This window comes from Kitasatospora sp. NPDC015120, from assembly GCF_043080305.1.
GTDB lineage: Bacteria > Actinomycetota > Actinomycetes > Streptomycetales > Streptomycetaceae > Kitasatospora.
This window is the reverse complement of record NZ_JBIBVJ010000003.1, coordinates 84,688-99,774: the sequence shown is the minus strand read 5'-3', so window position 1 is coordinate 99,774 and position 15,087 is coordinate 84,688. Positions and strand designations below refer to the sequence as shown.

Below are 15,087 nucleotides of genomic sequence, written 5' to 3'. Positions count from 1 at the left end.
GGTGCGCCGAGGACGCCGCGCCACCAGGCCCGTACCCTCTCCGGAGCCGCACATGACCTCCGACGTCTTCCGCACCGCCCCCGCCCCCCGCGCCGCCGGCGGGCACCTCCCGGCCGACGACGGCGTCCGGGCCGCCGCGCACACCGCCGACGACGACTTCCGCGCCGCCGCGCACACCGCCGCCGACCTGGCCGCCGACCACCTCGCCGGGCTGGCCGCCCGCCCGGTCTGGCAGCCGATGGACGACGACGCCCGCCGCACCCTGCTGGACGCCCCGCTGCCCACGGCCGGCCGCCCGCTCGCCGAGCTGCTGGACGCGGTCGGCCACGACGTGCTGCCGTACCCGATGGGCAACGGCCACCCGCGGTTCTTCGGCTGGGTGAACTCCGCCCCGGCCCCGGCCGGCGTGCTCGCCACCCTCGCCGCCGCCGCGATGAACCCCAGCTCGGCCGGCGGCGACCACGCCGACGTCCACCTGGAGCGGGCCGTGGTCCGCTGGATCGCCGAGCTGGTCGGCTTCCCCCACCCGCCCGGCGGCGGGCTGCTCACCTCCGGCACCTCGATGGCGACCATCGTCTGCCTGTCCGCCGCCCGTGACCGGGCCGCCCGCGCCGCCGGCCGGGACGTCCGCGAGGACGGCCTCGCCGGGATGCCGCCGCTGGTCGGCTACGTCACCGGCGAGACCCACTCCTGCGTCCGCAAGGCCGCCGAGCTGCTGGGCCTCGGCAGCAGGCACCTGCGCACCGTGGCCACCGGCCCCGACGGGGGCCTCGACCTCGCCGACCTGCGCGCCGCGGTCACCCGCGACCGGGCGGCGGGGCTGCTGCCGTTCCTGGTGGTGGCCTCGGCCGGCACGGTCGGCACCGGCGCGGTGGACGCCTTCGACCCGATCGCCGACCTCTGCGCCGAGGAGGGCCTGTGGCTGCACGTGGACGGCGCCTACGGCGCGTTCGGCGTGCTCGACCCGGTGATCGCCCACCGCTACGCCGGGATGGAGCGCGCGGACTCGCTGGCCCTCGACCCGCACAAGTGGCTCGGCGTCCCGGTCGACTGCGGCTGCGCGCTGGTCCGCGACCCCGAGGGGCTGCGCGCGACCTTCAGCCTCGTCCCCTCCTACCTGCGCGACGAGGCGGCCGGGGAGCTGGGCTGGTTCTCCGAGTACGGCACCGAGCAGACCCGTCCGTTCCGCGCCCTCAAGGTGTGGGCCACCATCGCCCACCGCGGCCGCGACGGCCTCGCCCGGGACATCGCCCGGACCACCGCACTCGCCCGCCGGCTCGGCGAACTCATCACCGAAGAGCCCGAGTTGGAGCTGCTCGCCGAGGTCAGGACGTCCATCGCGGCGTTCCGCCTCCGCCCGGCCGGGTACACCGAGGAGGCGCTGGACGCCCTCAACCGCGAGCTGCCCGCCGCCGTCCAGCGCCGCGGCCGCGCCTTCGTCACCGGCGCCCGCCTGGCCGGCCGCGAGATGCTCCGCGCCTGCCTCCTCAACCCGGCCACCACCGAGACGGACCTGCGGATCCTGCTCGAAGAAGTGAAGGCGGCCGGGCGCGGAACGGCCGATGCACGGCACCATTAACCGTCAGGTCACGGGGGATTCGTGATCGTGAAACACCGAAGCGGCAGATTGATGGCATGGAGCACCTGGAGAAGCCGAAGCCCGAGACCGTCCACACCCCGAACCCCTCCCGTGCCCAGCGCCGCGGCGTCCGTGCCCAGCGGTGGCGGCGCGACGCGGTGGAACTCGCCGCCGTCTTCCTCTCGGTGACCACCGCCGACCTGGTGGCCAAGCTCGTGGTGCACGGACCGGACGGGCCGGTGGTGCTCGCCGCGTCCGCCACCGCACTGCTCGCCACGGCGCTGTTCCACACCTGGTGGTCGCACCGCCATCAGCTGCACGGACCGCCCGGCCCGGACGCGGCCGAGCCACCGGACGGGACGCGGTCCGGGGCCGGGGCGCCGACCGGGGAGCGGGCCGGGGCGCACGCCGGTGCGCGGGCCGGTGCGCGGGCCGGTGCACAGGCCGAGCCGTTGAAGGGCCCGCTGCACGACTTCGAGGAGACCGCGCTGTGGCGGGTCCGCACCACGGTGCGGGACTCCCCCGGCAGCCTGGCCCGGGTCTGCGCGGCCTTCGCCGCGCGGCAGGTGAACATCGTCTCGATGCAGTCCCACCCGCTGCCGTCCGGCGCCGTGGACGAGTTCTTCGTGCGCGCGCCGCGTTCGCTGGCCCGGGCCGACCTCGCCGCGCTGGTCGCCGGGGCCGGCGGGCACGACATCTGGACCGGCCCGGCCGACGCCCACGACCTGGTGGACGTACCGACCCACGTCCTGGCGCTGGCCACCCGGACCGCGCTGGACGCCGCCGAGCTGCCGGTCGCGCTGCGCCAGCTGTTCGGGCAGTGCAGCATCCGGCAGTACCCGGGCGCGGCCGCGCGCACCGCCGCCGGGGCGGACGGCCACGTGCTGCGGCTCCCGCTGCCCTCCGGGGACCTCATCGAGCTCACCCGCCCGCAGCTGCCGTTCACCCCGACCGAGTTCGCCCGGGCGCAGGCGCTGGTCGAGCTGGACACCCTGCTCGGCCCCCGGGTGCCGGACGTCCGGGCCCGGCTGAGCCAGCCGGCCGGCGCCGACCTGACCGTGCGGCGCGCGGACGCGGCCGACAAGCCGGCCGCGCTGGCGATGCACCACCGCTGCTCCCCCGACGCGCTGCGCAAGCGCTACCACGGGCCGGTGCGGGACGCCGACCGCTACCTGGACCACCTGCTGGACGCCCGGCACGGCCAGACCCTGGCGGTGGAGGCGGCGGACGGGCGGATCGTCGCCCTCGGGCACCTGATGTGGGACGACGACAGCGCCGAGGTGGCGGTGCTGGTCGAGGACGCCTGGCAGCGGCGCGGGCTGGGCCTGGACCTCATGCGGCGGATGTCGGCGCTGGCCCTGGAGGCCGGGGTGGACACGGTGTACGCGGTCACCCAGTCGTCCAACTCCGGGCTGATCGCCACCATGCGCCGGCTGGGGGCGCCGCTGGACTACCAGATGGAGGACGGCACGCTGGTCATCACCGCGCACCTGGCGGAGGCGGCCGAGGAGCTCCCGGTGCCCTGGCAGACCCGGCCGGGCCGGTGAGCCGTACCGGGCGCGTCGGGTAATCATCCGGTCATTTCTTCACCACACCCTCACCAAGGGTCCCTCCCGCGCCGGCGCACGGAACCGCCGCACCCCGCCCGCGCGTCCCCGACGGCGAACGGCCCCTCCGTACACCGCCCGTCCTGACGCCGCGCCAGGACCGCCCGGAAGGGCGTCCCCGGCACGTCGCAGCAGGCGGCGCGGGGTCCGGGGCGACGGGTCGGGCGGCGGAGTCGGTAGGCTGATCCCGTCCCCGCCGCCCGACGGCCCGTAGTCCGGCCCCCGGGCGGTGCCGCAGCAAGGAGGAACCACTGAGCATGGCAGGCACCGAATCGGAGCCCACAGGCGCACGCGACGCCTCGCTGCCGGCGCGCGCGAAGATCGCGGTGACCGCCGGCAAGGTGGCCGCCGCCGTCTCCCGCAAGGCCGGGCGCGGCAGCGGCTCGGTGATCGGCGGCAAGGTCGCCCTGAGGCTCGACCCCGATCTGCTCGCCACCCTCGCCGAGAACCTCGACGTGGTGCTGGTCAGCGCCACCAACGGCAAGACCACGACCACCCGCCTGATCGCCGAGGCGCTGCGCGCCGCCGGCCCGGTGGTCTCCAACGCGCTGGGCGCCAACATGCCGGCCGGCATCACCTCCGCCCTGGCCGGCGGCTCGGAGGCCCGCTTCGGCGTCATCGAGGTCGACGAGAAGTACCTGGCGATGGTGGCCCGGGACACCCGCCCCAAGGCGATCGCCCTGCTCAACCTCTCGCGCGACCAGCTGGACCGCGCCGCCGAGACCCGCATGATGGCGGAGAAGTGGCGCGAGGGCCTCCAGGACACCGAGGCCGTGGTGATCGCCAACGCCGACGACCCGCTGGTGACCTGGGCCGCGTCCTCCTGCAAGAAGGTGGTCTGGGTGGCCGCCGGACAGGCGTGGAAGGAGGACGCCTGGTCCTGCCCCGCCTGCGGCGGCGTGATGCAGCGCCCCGGCGACGACTGGTTCTGCCAGGAGTGCGGCTTCCGGCGCCCCAACCCGCACTGGGCCCTGCAGGGCACCCACGTGATCGACCCGCAGCGCGGCGCCTGGCCGATCCAGCTCCAGCTGCCCGGCCGGGCCAACCTGGCCAACGCCACCAGCTCGGCCGCCGTCGCCGCCGTGTTCGGTGTCTCCCCGCAGGTCGCGCTGGAGCGGATGCGCTCGGTCACCGCGGTGGCCGGCCGCTACGACGTCGTCCAGTACCAGGGCCGCGACATCCGGCTGCTACTGGCCAAGAACCCGGCCGGCTGGCTGGAGACCTTCTCGCTGATCGACGGCCCGCCGACCCCGGTGGTGCTCTCGGTCAACGCGCTCGACGCCGACGGCACCGACACCTCCTGGCTGTGGGACGTGGACTACGAGCGGCTCGCCGGGCACCCGGTGTTCGTGCTGGGCCAGCGCAAGCTGGACCTCGCGGTGCGCCTGGAGGTCGCCGGGCTGCAGTTCCACGTCGTGGACTCGCTGGAGCAGGCGGTGCGGATGGCCCCGCCCGGCCGGATCGAGGCGATCGCCAACTACACCGCCTTCCAGCAGCTGCGGAAGGTCGTGGCCGGCTGATGCCGGACCCGCACCGAGCAGCCCCAGCAGCCCACCGCACGTACGTCATGGAAGGCCTTCGAGGATGAGTGAGAGCAGCCTGCGCGTGGTCTGGGTCTACCCCGACCTGCTCAGCACCTACGGCGACCGGGGCAACGCCCTGGTCGTGGAGCGCCGGGCCCGTCAGCGCCATCTCAACGTGACCCGGATCGACGTCCGCTCCGACCAGGCGGTGCCCACCAGCGGCGACATCTACCTGATCGGCGGCGGCGAGGACCGTCCGCAGCGGCTCGCCGCCGAGCGGCTGCGCAACGACTCCGGCCTGGTGCGGGCGTCGGAGAACGGCGCGATCATCTTCGCGGTCTGCGCCGGCTACCAGATCCTCGGCCACGAGTTCGTCAACGACCTCGGCCAGCGCGAGCCGGGCCTCGGCCTGCTGGACGTGTGGACCACCCGCGGCGAGGGCGAGCGCTGCGTCGGCGACGTGCTGGCCGACGTGGACCCGCACCTCGGCCTGCCGCAGCTGACCGGGTTCGAGAACCACCAGGGCGTGACCCACCTCGGCCAGGGCGTCAGCCCGCTCGCCCGGGTCACCGCCGGCCGGGGCAACGGCACCGGCGACGGCACCGAGGGCGCCTGGCGGGACACCGTCTTCGGCACCTACCTGCACGGCCCGGTGATGGCGCGCAACCCCGCCGTCGCGGACATGCTGATCAAGCTGGCGCTGGACGTGAACGCCCTGCCGCCGGCCGACACCACCTGGTACGACGCGCTGCGCGCGGAGCGCATCGCGGCCACGACGCGCCCCGCGTAGCACGTCCGCGCCCGTCCGGCCGGGTGCCCGCCATGCGGTCACCCGGTCCACGGACGGGTCGGAACGTACGACAATGGGGCTGCCCCTCCCCGGGGCTGCCGGCTGCACACCCTCCTCGGCAGCAGGCTGCACTTCCACGCGGGGGCGCCGACGGCGCCGCTCCCGCGTCGGCTCCTGCCCGGCCGGACGCAGGGGCCGTATGCTCGGAACCCACCGCCGGTTTCGGACGTTCTGTCCGGATCGGCCGGTCCTTCACCCGGCGGCCATCTCCGCGCCACTCCGGCGCGGGAAGGGCTCGCTACGGTGGCGGTCCGTCGTCCCAGCCTGTAGTCCGGCCGTTCCTCGGTTCTGCTCGGGAGTTGCAAAGCAATGCGTATTGGAGTGCTGACCAGCGGCGGTGACTGCCCCGGCCTGAACGCGGTGATCCGCTCCGTGGTCCACCGGGGGGTGGTCGACCACGGCGACGAGATCATCGGGTTCGAGGACGGCTGGCGCGGTTTCCTGGAGGGGCACCACCGGCCCCTGACCCTCGACTCGGTGAGCGGCATCCTCGCCCAGGGCGGCACGATCCTCGGCTCCTCCCGGGTGCAGCCCAGCCACCTGCGCGACGGTGTCGAGCGCGCCAAGCAGTACTGCGCGGACCTCGGCCTGGACGCGGTGATCCCGATCGGCGGCGAGGGCACCCTGAAGGCCGCCAAGCTGATGAGCGACGCGGGCCTGCCGATCGTCGGCGTGCCGAAGACCATCGACAACGACATCGCCTGCACCGACGTCACCTTCGGCTTCGACACCGCCGTGTCGGTCGCCACCGAGGCGCTGGACCGGCTGAAGACCACCGCCGAGTCGCACCAGCGGGTCATGGTCGTCGAGGTCATGGGCCGGCACACCGGCTGGATCGCCCTGAACGCGGGCATGGCGGCCGGCGCGCACGCGATCGTCGTCCCGGAGCGCCCGTTCCACATCGAGAAGCTCACCGCCGTCGTCCGCGAACGCTTCGACCGGCAGAAGAAGTTCGCCATCGTGGTCTGCGCCGAGGGCGCCAAGCCCGAGCCCGGCACCATGCACTGGGAGGAGGGCACCAAGGACATCTACGGCCACGAGCGGTTCACCGGCATCGCCACCCAGCTCTCCCGCGAGCTGGAGCACCGGCTCGGCAAGGAGGCCCGCCCGGTGATCCTCGGCCACACCCAGCGCGGCGGCACCCCGACCGCCTACGACCGGGTGCTCGCCACCCGGTTCGGCTGGCACGCCGTGGAGGCCGTCCACAAGGGCGCCTTCGGGCACATCACCGCGCTGCAGGGCACCAGCATCAACCTGGTGCCGCTGGGCGAGGCGGTGGCCGAGCTGAAGACCGTGCCGGCCGACCGCTACCTGGAGGCCGAGACGGTCATCTGACCGCCCTTCCCGGACGGACCGCGGCCCCGGCCCCCGAGCGCGCGAGCGCCGGGGGCCGGCGTCGTTCCCGGGGGCACCCCGGAGATCGCCGGGACGGTGTGGGTCAGTGCGCGCAATCCGGCGGCGCTTTGGGTAGCGTGACGGGGATGGAGATCCTCGCCTACGGCGTCCAAGCAGACGAACAGCCGCTCCTGGAGAAGGCCTTCGCCGGCCGGCACTCCCTGCGGACCCTGGCCGTGTTCCTCGATCGCGACACCGCGCCGCTCGCCGCCGGCCACCCGGCCGTCAGCAGCAGCGTCAACGACGTCCTGGACGCCGGGACCCTCGCCGTCCTCGCCGCCGGCGGCACCAGGCTGATCGCCCAGCGCTCCACCGGCTTCAACAACATCGACCTGGAGGCCGCCGCCGGTCTCGGCCTCACCATCGCCCGGGTCTCCCACTACAGCCCGTACGCCGTCGCCGAACACGCCTGGGCGCTCGCCCTGGCCGTCAACCGCCGGCTCACCCGCGCCGCCAACCGCTCCCGCGAGTTCGACTTCCGCCTCGACGGCCTGCTCGGCCGCGACATCCACGGCATGACCGTCGGCGTCATCGGCACCGGCAAGATCGGCGAATGCTTCGCCCGCATCGCCGCCGGATTCGGCACCCGCCTCCTCGGCTGGGACATCGCCCCCAACCCCGCCTGCCTCGACCTCGGCATGACCTACACCGAACTGCCCGAACTCCTCACCCGCGCCGACCTCATCAGCCTCCACGTCCCCCTGCTCCCCGCCACCCACCACCTCATCGACGCCGCCGCCCTCGCCCGGATGAAGGACGACGCCATCCTCGTCAACTCCAGCCGCGGCGGCCTCGTCGACAGCGCCGCCCTCGTCGAGACCCTGCGCGCCGGCCGCCTCTCCGGCGTCGGCCTCGACGTCTACGAGGAGGAGACCGGCGTCTTCTTCACCGACCGCTCCATCCACGGCATCACCGACGACACCCTCGCCCGCCTCGTCACCTTCCCCCAGGTCCTCGTCACCAGCCACCAGGCCTACTTCACCCACACCGCCGTCGGCCAGATCATCGACACCACCGTCCGCAACATCGACGACTTCGCCGCCGGCCGCACCAACGAGAACACCCTGGTTCCCAAGAACTGACCCCGCCCACGAGCCGGGTCGTTACCCCGGTCACCACACCCGGCGAGCCTTCGCCCGAGCGGAATGCCGGCACAGTCCACTCCGTGCTCAAGTCCGCCCTGGAACAGGCCGTCCCGTTTTTGCCGTCCTCCTTGTAGACCGGCCCTACGGACCGCTGTCCAGCCAGCGCCTTGTCGCGGCGCGGGTGAGTTCATCAACACGCGACGAACCGGCCATCCATTCCCCATGCTGTCGGAGAGTCTTAGCACGATGAGGTTCGCCTTCGTCCCGGGGCGGCGGCGTGGATGAGGTGGTGGGTGGCCGGGAGCAGGGGGACGGCCGAGGGCCTCAGCCGACGGGCGGTGGTTCCCAGGGCCATTGCTCGGTCCCGCCCGCTTCGAGCAGCGGTACCAGTCGGAAGGCGGCGTCGGACAGGCCGCCGAAGACGTGCCGGTCCGGGGCGGGCGGTGCGTGGCCCGTGCGGTAGCCGCACAGGTTCCAGGTGTAGACCGGGACGCCGGGCGGGACGGGGGCGAAGGGGTCGAACGGCCCGAAGCCGCCGGGCTGCTCGTCGGTGATCACCACGACGCGGTGGTGGCCGTCGAAGTGCCGGGCGACGGCACCGGCCGTGTCGGTGCCGCCCAGGCCGTGGAAGCGCCCCACGGCAGCGAGCAGCGAATCCTCCGGCGCCACCTCGACCGGCCGGCTGCCGGTGCCGAACTCGACCAGGTCGGCCTGTTCGGCGCGCAGCGCGAGCGCGCTGCCGAACACCGCCGCGGCGTCGGCCCGGGTCAGTTCGGTACGGCCCTCCGGCACGCCGAACATCGAGCCCGAGCGGTCCACCAGAACCAGCGTACGACCGGGCAGGCGGGGGACGTTGGCGAGCGAGTGACCGAGCGCCGCCTCCAGGGCGGCCGTCCAGCGCGAGCCGGGCGCGGCCCGGTGTGCGGCAAGGAAGCGGAACGGGAACTGGCGGGAGCGGGCGACCTGCGTCGGATCGGCGATCCGGGCCGCGACCAGCGCCGCCGACGTGTCGCCGATCCGGGCGCGGTCGAAGTTCCGGAGGTTGCGCACCAGCGCCATCGCCCCCATGGACGGGATCACCGCCTCCCAGGCTGCAGCGTCCAGCGGACCCTGCAGCCAGCCCGAGAGCGCCTCCCAGGTCATCCCGGCGGCAGCCAGCTGGTCGGCCGCGTCGGGGGCGGCGAGCACGGCCCGGCGTTCGGCGACCGGAAGCAGGGCCAGCCGCTGCCGGGCCACCAGGACGGATTCGTCACCGGGCGGTACGGCCTGCTGCGGGCGGTGCCGCCTGTCCAGGACGTACCGGAACAACTCGCCCTGCCAGGGGCGGTCGCGGGCCGGGGCGGGGTGGGTGAGCTCCAGTACGTCGGCGAACCGGAAGGCGTGGGACGGCGTGTCGTACTTCAGCACGGCGCGCGAGGTGTAGAGCCGGCGGACCGCGTCGCCGAGGCCGCGGCGGACCGGCTGGGGCAGCCGGCGACCGTGCCGGGCCGTCCAGAGCGCGAGGAACTCGCCCGGCTCGTCCGCGCGTTGGAGCACCGCGTCGACGACCTCCCGGGAGTAGCCGGGAGCCTTCGCCGCGGCCCGGGCCCGGGCGAACTCAACGGCGCCGGCCACGGCGGCGGAGCGGATCTGCGCCTCGCCGCGCAGCCAGCGCAGCAGGCCGAGCGTCCAGAGCGGATCCTCCAGAGCGAAGCGGCGCACCAGCGTGGTGAAGCGCTCCTCGCGATCGGTGGCGCTCTCGTAGAAGCTGCGTTGCCCGGAGAAGTGCGTCACGGCCAGCACCAAGAGGTCGGTACGCGGGTCGCGCTGCCACCCGGCGCCGCCCTGGTGGTTGGTGAGCCGGGTGCCGGTCGGAGCCGGGGGCCCGGGGGAGGTCGCATGCGTGTGCGCCGGCCGCGGGGCGGTCGCCCACCTGCCGTGGACCGCCAGCTGCCCGCTCGCGCCGTCGGCGAAGAGTTCCGGTACCTCGGTGCGGATCTCCGCCCTGGTGCCGGCTTTGATGCGCTGGCGGTTGAACCGGGTCATACAGGAAGTCCCCCTGGCGGGCATGCGGAAGAGGCCGAACGACGGCACGTCGAGAAACGCCCCCCGTGATCAGAAGTGGGTGCCGGTGAGGTGGTCAGAGAAGTAACCGGAAGACCCAGCGCATCGGGAGGCGTTGGTGCACAACGTAGACCGGCCCGGAGGCGTTGTCACTCGATTTTCTCTCCAGCCGGGCGGCCCCGGCGGATTCCCGGGACTCCGGACCACCGGCGGAGCCCTCTCCCGGGAGCCCCGCCGGGGCCGCCGCGTTCCGCGGACCGGGGCGTCAGCCGACGCCCGGGAGGGTGACGACCAGCCCGGCGTAGGAGAGCCCCGCGCCGTAGCCGAGCAGCAGCGCGGTGTCCCCGGCCTCGGCCTCGCCCGAGGCGAGCAGCCGGTCCATGGCGAGCGGGACGGACGCGCCCGAGGTGTTCCCGGAACGGGCCACGTCCCGGGCCACGGCCACCGTCCCGGGCAGCCCGATGCGGGCCGCGATGGCGTCGATGATGCGCACGTTGGCCTGGTGCGGGACGAAGGCGTCCAGTTCCTCGACCGTGAGGCCGGAGGCGGCGAGCGCCCGCCGCCCGACCTCGGGCATCTCGGTCACGGCCCAGCGGAAGACGCTCTGGCCCTCCTGGACCATGTGGGGGAACTCGCTCCCCACGGGGTGCCCGGAAGGGTCCTCGACGGTGTCCCTGAGCGCGGTCCACGGCCTGGTCTGCGTGATCAGGGCGGCCTGGGAGCCGTCCGCACCCCACACCACCGGGCCGATGCCGGGCTCCGCGGAGGGGCCGACGACGACGGCTCCCGCGCCGTCGCCGAAGATGAAGGCGGTCGAGCGGTCCCGCGGGCTGATCAGGTCGGTCATCCGCTCCACCCCGACCACCAGGACGTGGCCGCCCCTGCTGCGGACGGCGTCCGCGGCGACCGCCACGCCGTGGACGAAGCCCGCACAGCCCGCCGACAGGTCGAAGGCGGCGGCCCGCCGGGCGCCCAGGCGGTGGGCGATCGACGCCGAGGCCGAGGGCGTCTGGAGCATGTGGGTGAAGGTGGCGGCGATGACGCAGTCGATCCGCGCCGGATCGATGCCCGCCGCCGCGACCGCCTTGCTCGCCGCCGCCTCCCCCATCATCTCCAGGGTCTCGTCCTCGGCGGCCCAGTGCCGGGTGACGATGCCCGTCCGGCGCCGGATCCAGGCGTCCGAGGAGTCGATGAACCGGCAGGCCTCCTCGTTGTCGACCAGCCTGCGGGGCCGGTAGGTCCCGAGTCCCAGAACGGCCGCGTTCCCCTCCGCGGCCGGCACGGAAATCCTCGCTCCCATCGTCAGACCTTCCGCCACGCCGGCGTCCAGGAGCCGTCGGTCACCTCGTAGTCGCCGAAGAGCGCCGGCGCCTCGGCCCGCATGAGCTCGCCGACCCGGTGGAAGACGAGCCGGATCTCCTCCTCCGCCTCGGGGGCCGTCCGGGACTCGATGACGTGGCGCAGCGTCCGGACGTTCGCCGTCCAGACCAGGCTGGTGCCGACGCCCTCGGGGGCGAAGCGCCGCATGAAGGAGGTCCGGTGCTTCTTCTCGGCGAACGGGACGTCCTCGCGGTCGAGGCCGAAGTGCCGGGCCATCCAGAGCTGGAGCTCCTCCAGGTCCTGAAGGGCCTTCCCGGTCCGTTCCATGAGCTCCGGGTCGTCCTTGGCCCAGTCGGGGAACCAGAACGGCAGTTCCTCCAGCCGCAGGAAGCGCAGCGACTCCTGGGAGACCGCCGTGCCCGCCCGGTGGCGGACGAGCTCATGGGTGAGCACCCGGCTCACGTTCTTCAGCAGGAAGGTGAAGTTGGCGTGCTCCAGCACCGATCCGTGCGCGCTGGACAGCACGTTGCGCAGGTAGGCGGCCTGGTCCGTGCGCACCCGGGTCACATTGGGGTTGAGCCCCGGTTCCCAGGACCGGTAGCACATCCGGCCCGCGATCTCGGCCAGGGTCTCGGCGTCGTTCGGCGGGTCGTCGAGGGTTCCCCGGTCGAACCTGGCCAGCCACTGCTCGCCCCCGATCTCCCGCAGGTAGGCGGCGACCTCCCGCAGGTCGAGGGACGGACGCGCGATCACGGTGATCTCGGGTTCAACGAGTTTCATGGTGTCCTTCCCGGTGCGGGTGGGGGTCGGCGACGTCCAGGCGGGCCGGTGCCCGGAAGGAGACCAGCCGCAGGAACGGGGGTGGTTCCGGGCTGGCCGGCCGCAGTCCGGGGAACCGGTCGGCGCACGCGCTCAGGAACACCCGGCCCTCGACGCGCGCGAGTTCGGCGCCCGGGCAGCGGTGTCGGCCGAGCCCGAAGCCCAGGTGCCGGTGGCCGGCGTCCCGCATCGGGCAGAGCCTCTCCGGGGCCGGGTGGGCCTCGGGATCGTTCCCGGCGCTCGACAGCATCAGGAGCAGTTCCGCCCCGGCCGGCAGGTCGATCCCACCGAGGCGGGTCTCCCGGCTGGTGACCCGCCGCCAGGCCGTCAGCGAGGGCTCGCGGCGCAGGATCTCCTCCAGCCACCGCCCGGCGGCCGTGGGATCGCCGGCCAGCTCCGGCCAGTGGACGCGGCTCTCCAGGGCCCGGTGGGCCGCGGTGGTGATCATCTGGGTGGTCGTCACGTGTCCGGCGACCAGCAGGTTGGAGCAGACGGCGACGGCCACCTCGCGGCTCAGCGGGCCGCCGTCGGGGGTCCGCTGCCGGGCCAGCGCGGCGAGCAGGGAGTCCTCGGGGGCGTCGCGGATCTCGGCCAGCTCGCACAGCCAGGTGTAGAAGGCGGCCACCTGGTGGGCGAGTTCCCGTTGCCGGTCCTTCTCGGTGCGCCCCCAGAACAGCGTGATGAACGCGTCGGTCCAGTCCGCCACGGTGTGCACGTCGACCCGGGCCAGGCCGGTCAGCCCGAGCAGGTCCAGCATGACCCGGACCGGCACGGTCCTGGCCGCGCCGCGGGCCAGGTCGTGGCGGCCGGTGGTGCGCAGGTCGGCGGCCATGACGTCGAGTTCCTCGGCGGTGATCCGCTCGATCCGCGGGGTGGCGAGGCGGACCTGCTGGGCGCTGAGGAGCCTCAGGACGATGGCGCGCAGCGCCGGGTGGCTGTCCCCGCTGTTGTTGAACAGCGCCGGGGGCAGGGTCTTGAAGCCCACCCGGTCCATGATCCGCAGTGCGGGGAGCCGCAGCGGGACGACGGAGCGCAGGGTGTTGTCGTTGCGGTAGGTGACGGTGTCCAGGAGGACCCGCCGCACGTCCTCGTCCCGGCTCACCAGCCACAGGCCGGTCGCCGGGTCGTGGTGGACGGGCGCGGTGTCCCGCAGCCGCGCGAAGACGGGGAACGGGTCGGCGGCGAACTCCTCCGCGAACAGGTCGACTTCGGGCGCCGCCGCGCGCACGAGGGCGGGGGCGCCGGCCTCGGCAGTCACGTCAGCCGCTCCGCCCGGCCCTGGTCGGGCGAGCCGACCAGGGGAAGGCTGCCGTCGGCGACCATGGCGCCCAGGAGCTGGCGGCGGACCTTCCAGGTCGAGGTCATCGGCAGGGCGTGCCACGGGCTGTGCAGCGGTTCGGCCATGCCGGGCAGGCCGGCGACCGCGCGCTGCCACGCCGCGGTGCCGAGCGGCCGGTCGCCGTGGGTCGCCACGACCGGGACGGGGTTGCCGTCCTTGCCCTCGACCAGGACGACCTCGGTCAGCTCCGGCAGCCGTTCCATGAGCACGTCCTCCACCTGGAGGCTGCTGGTCACGCCGTCGATGTGGTCGATCTCCCGGTCGAGCAGGTGCACGCACCCCCACCTGCTGCGGTAGCCGAGGTCGCCCATCCGCCACCAGCCGCCGGCGAACCGCTGCGCGAACTGCTCCGCGCCGCCGATGATGCCCACCGAGTGGCCGTGCGTGCGCACCAGGAGGGGGCCGACCTTCTCCGGGCCGGAGGCGTCGGCCAGCGGCTCGCCGATCCTCACCTCGGTGACGCCCTTGAAGGGGAAGCCGAGGCAGCGGCCGTCCGCCGTCCTGGCCAGCCTGCGGGTGTAGGGCCGGAGGCAGACCGGCCCGGTCTCGGACTGTCCGTAGCCCTGCACGTAGACCGGCATCCTGCGCCTGCTGGCGCCGAGCAGGATGCGGATGGTGCGCGGGTGCATCGCGTCGAAGGTGTTGATGAAGTAGCGGACGTTCGCCAGCGGGCCGCGCGGGTCGTCGGCCAGCGCCTCCCACTGGATGAGGATGTTGGGGTGGGCCTCCAGCAGTCCGGGGCGGGTCTCGCTCAGCAGGTCGGCGGCCTTGCGCGGGTCCGGGTCGGTCAGCACGACCGTGTGCTGGCCCCGGGAGATGACGATGTACAGCAGCGGCCATATCCGGGCGTGCACCAGCGAGACGCAGATCGCCCGGGCCTCCCGGGCGCGCATGATCTTCGCGGTCCGCAGCTGCGGCTTCAGGTGCCACCACAGGCTGCGCGCGGACTGGAGGACGAGCTTGGGCAGCCCGGTGGTGCCCGAGGTGTGCGTGGCCAGGCACGGCGCGTCGGGCTCGGTGCGCACCGCGGCGCGGCGCGGTGCCCCGGCGTGCCGGTCCAGGCTCTCGTGGCCGTCGGCCTCGCCGGTGAGCAGCAGCACCCTGCTGGTGGCGGCGGTGACGTCGACCCCGTCGAGCGCGCCGCGCAGCGTCGCCGGGTCGGTGAGCAGCACCGCCGGTTCGTCCGTCTTCGTCAGGAGCTGCGCGACGACGTCGCCGTCGAGCTTCGGGGACAGCAGCAGCGGGACGGCGCCGAGCCGGCTGAGCGCACAGGCCGTCAGCACGAGGTCGAAGGTGTTCGACGCGAAGAGGAACACCTGCTCGCCCGCTCTGATCTCCGCCGCCGCCAGCCGGGCGGACACCTCCTCGACGTGGTCGGCGAGCCGGCGGTACGTCACGCTGGTTCCCGACTCGGGGAAGAGCGCCAGCCGGTGGTCGAGGGTCATGCGGCTGTTCGGGTGCTCGGACGCCCCCATGGCGAACAGGTCACCGATGTAGAGTGCCTCGTTCTGTGCTGCGGACATGCGG

General features: G+C 74.1%; 11 protein-coding genes. 6 read left to right on the top strand and 5 right to left on the bottom strand.

Going from position 1 to position 15,087, the window contains the following annotated elements:
- The first annotated feature begins 52 nt into the window (after positions 1–52).
- From ACF1AK_RS09235 to ACF1AK_RS09210, 6 genes are all read left to right on the top strand, one after another.
- A complete protein-coding gene (locus ACF1AK_RS09235; protein WP_391498130.1) occupies positions 53–1,579 on the top strand; it encodes a pyridoxal phosphate-dependent decarboxylase family protein in 1,527 nt (508 codons plus the stop codon).
- Positions 1,580–1,635: 56 nt separating this feature from the next.
- Entirely contained in the window at positions 1,636–3,126 is a 1,491-nt protein-coding gene (locus tag ACF1AK_RS09230; protein WP_391498129.1) for a GNAT family N-acetyltransferase, read from the top strand.
- A gap of 317 nt (positions 3,127–3,443) precedes the next feature.
- Complete coding sequence (locus ACF1AK_RS09225) at positions 3,444–4,706, top strand: MurT ligase domain-containing protein (protein WP_355371978.1); 1,263 nt, start codon at positions 3,444–3,446, stop codon at positions 4,704–4,706.
- A gap of 64 nt (positions 4,707–4,770) precedes the next feature.
- Complete coding sequence (locus ACF1AK_RS09220; RefSeq protein ID WP_380294112.1) at positions 4,771–5,499, top strand: type 1 glutamine amidotransferase; 729 nt, start codon at positions 4,771–4,773, stop codon at positions 5,497–5,499.
- 369 nt (positions 5,500–5,868) lie between these two features.
- The gene (locus ACF1AK_RS09215; RefSeq protein ID WP_380294113.1) at positions 5,869–6,894 is read left to right on the top strand and encodes a 6-phosphofructokinase; all 1,026 of its coding nucleotides are present in this window, start codon (positions 5,869–5,871) and stop codon (positions 6,892–6,894) included.
- A gap of 146 nt (positions 6,895–7,040) precedes the next feature.
- Positions 7,041–8,036, top strand: a complete 996-nt coding sequence (locus ACF1AK_RS09210; protein ID WP_391498128.1) for a 2-hydroxyacid dehydrogenase — start codon at positions 7,041–7,043, stop codon at positions 8,034–8,036.
- Between the two features lie 327 nt (positions 8,037–8,363).
- Here ACF1AK_RS09210 and ACF1AK_RS09205 read toward each other — a convergent pair whose 3' ends face one another.
- The 5 genes from ACF1AK_RS09205 to ACF1AK_RS09185 form a co-directional block, all read right to left on the bottom strand.
- Complete coding sequence (locus ACF1AK_RS09205) at positions 8,364–10,064, bottom strand: TROVE domain-containing protein (RefSeq protein WP_391498127.1); 1,701 nt, start codon at positions 10,062–10,064, stop codon at positions 8,364–8,366.
- Positions 10,065–10,347: 283 nt separating this feature from the next.
- Positions 10,348–11,382 carry a beta-ketoacyl-ACP synthase III gene (locus tag ACF1AK_RS09200; RefSeq protein ID WP_391498126.1) on the bottom strand — a complete coding sequence of 345 codons (1,035 nt, stop codon included), beginning with the start codon at positions 11,380–11,382 and terminating at the stop codon, positions 10,348–10,350.
- A 2-nt stretch (positions 11,383–11,384) separates the two neighbouring features.
- Positions 11,385–12,182, bottom strand: coding sequence for an FAD-dependent thymidylate synthase (gene thyX / locus ACF1AK_RS09195; protein ID WP_391498125.1), 798 nt, complete (start codon positions 12,180–12,182; stop codon positions 11,385–11,387).
- Positions 12,169–13,479 (bottom strand): cytochrome P450, encoded by a 1,311-nt coding sequence (locus ACF1AK_RS09190; RefSeq protein ID WP_391498124.1) that lies wholly within the window; start codon positions 13,477–13,479, stop codon positions 12,169–12,171. The genes thyX and ACF1AK_RS09190 overlap by 14 nt, the downstream gene beginning before the upstream one ends.
- Positions 13,476–15,083: a class I adenylate-forming enzyme family protein gene (locus ACF1AK_RS09185; protein ID WP_391498123.1), complete on the bottom strand. Its 1,608-nt coding sequence runs from the start codon at positions 15,081–15,083 to the stop codon at positions 13,476–13,478. The genes ACF1AK_RS09190 and ACF1AK_RS09185 overlap by 4 nt, the downstream gene beginning before the upstream one ends.
- Positions 15,084–15,087: the final 4 nt, after the last annotated feature.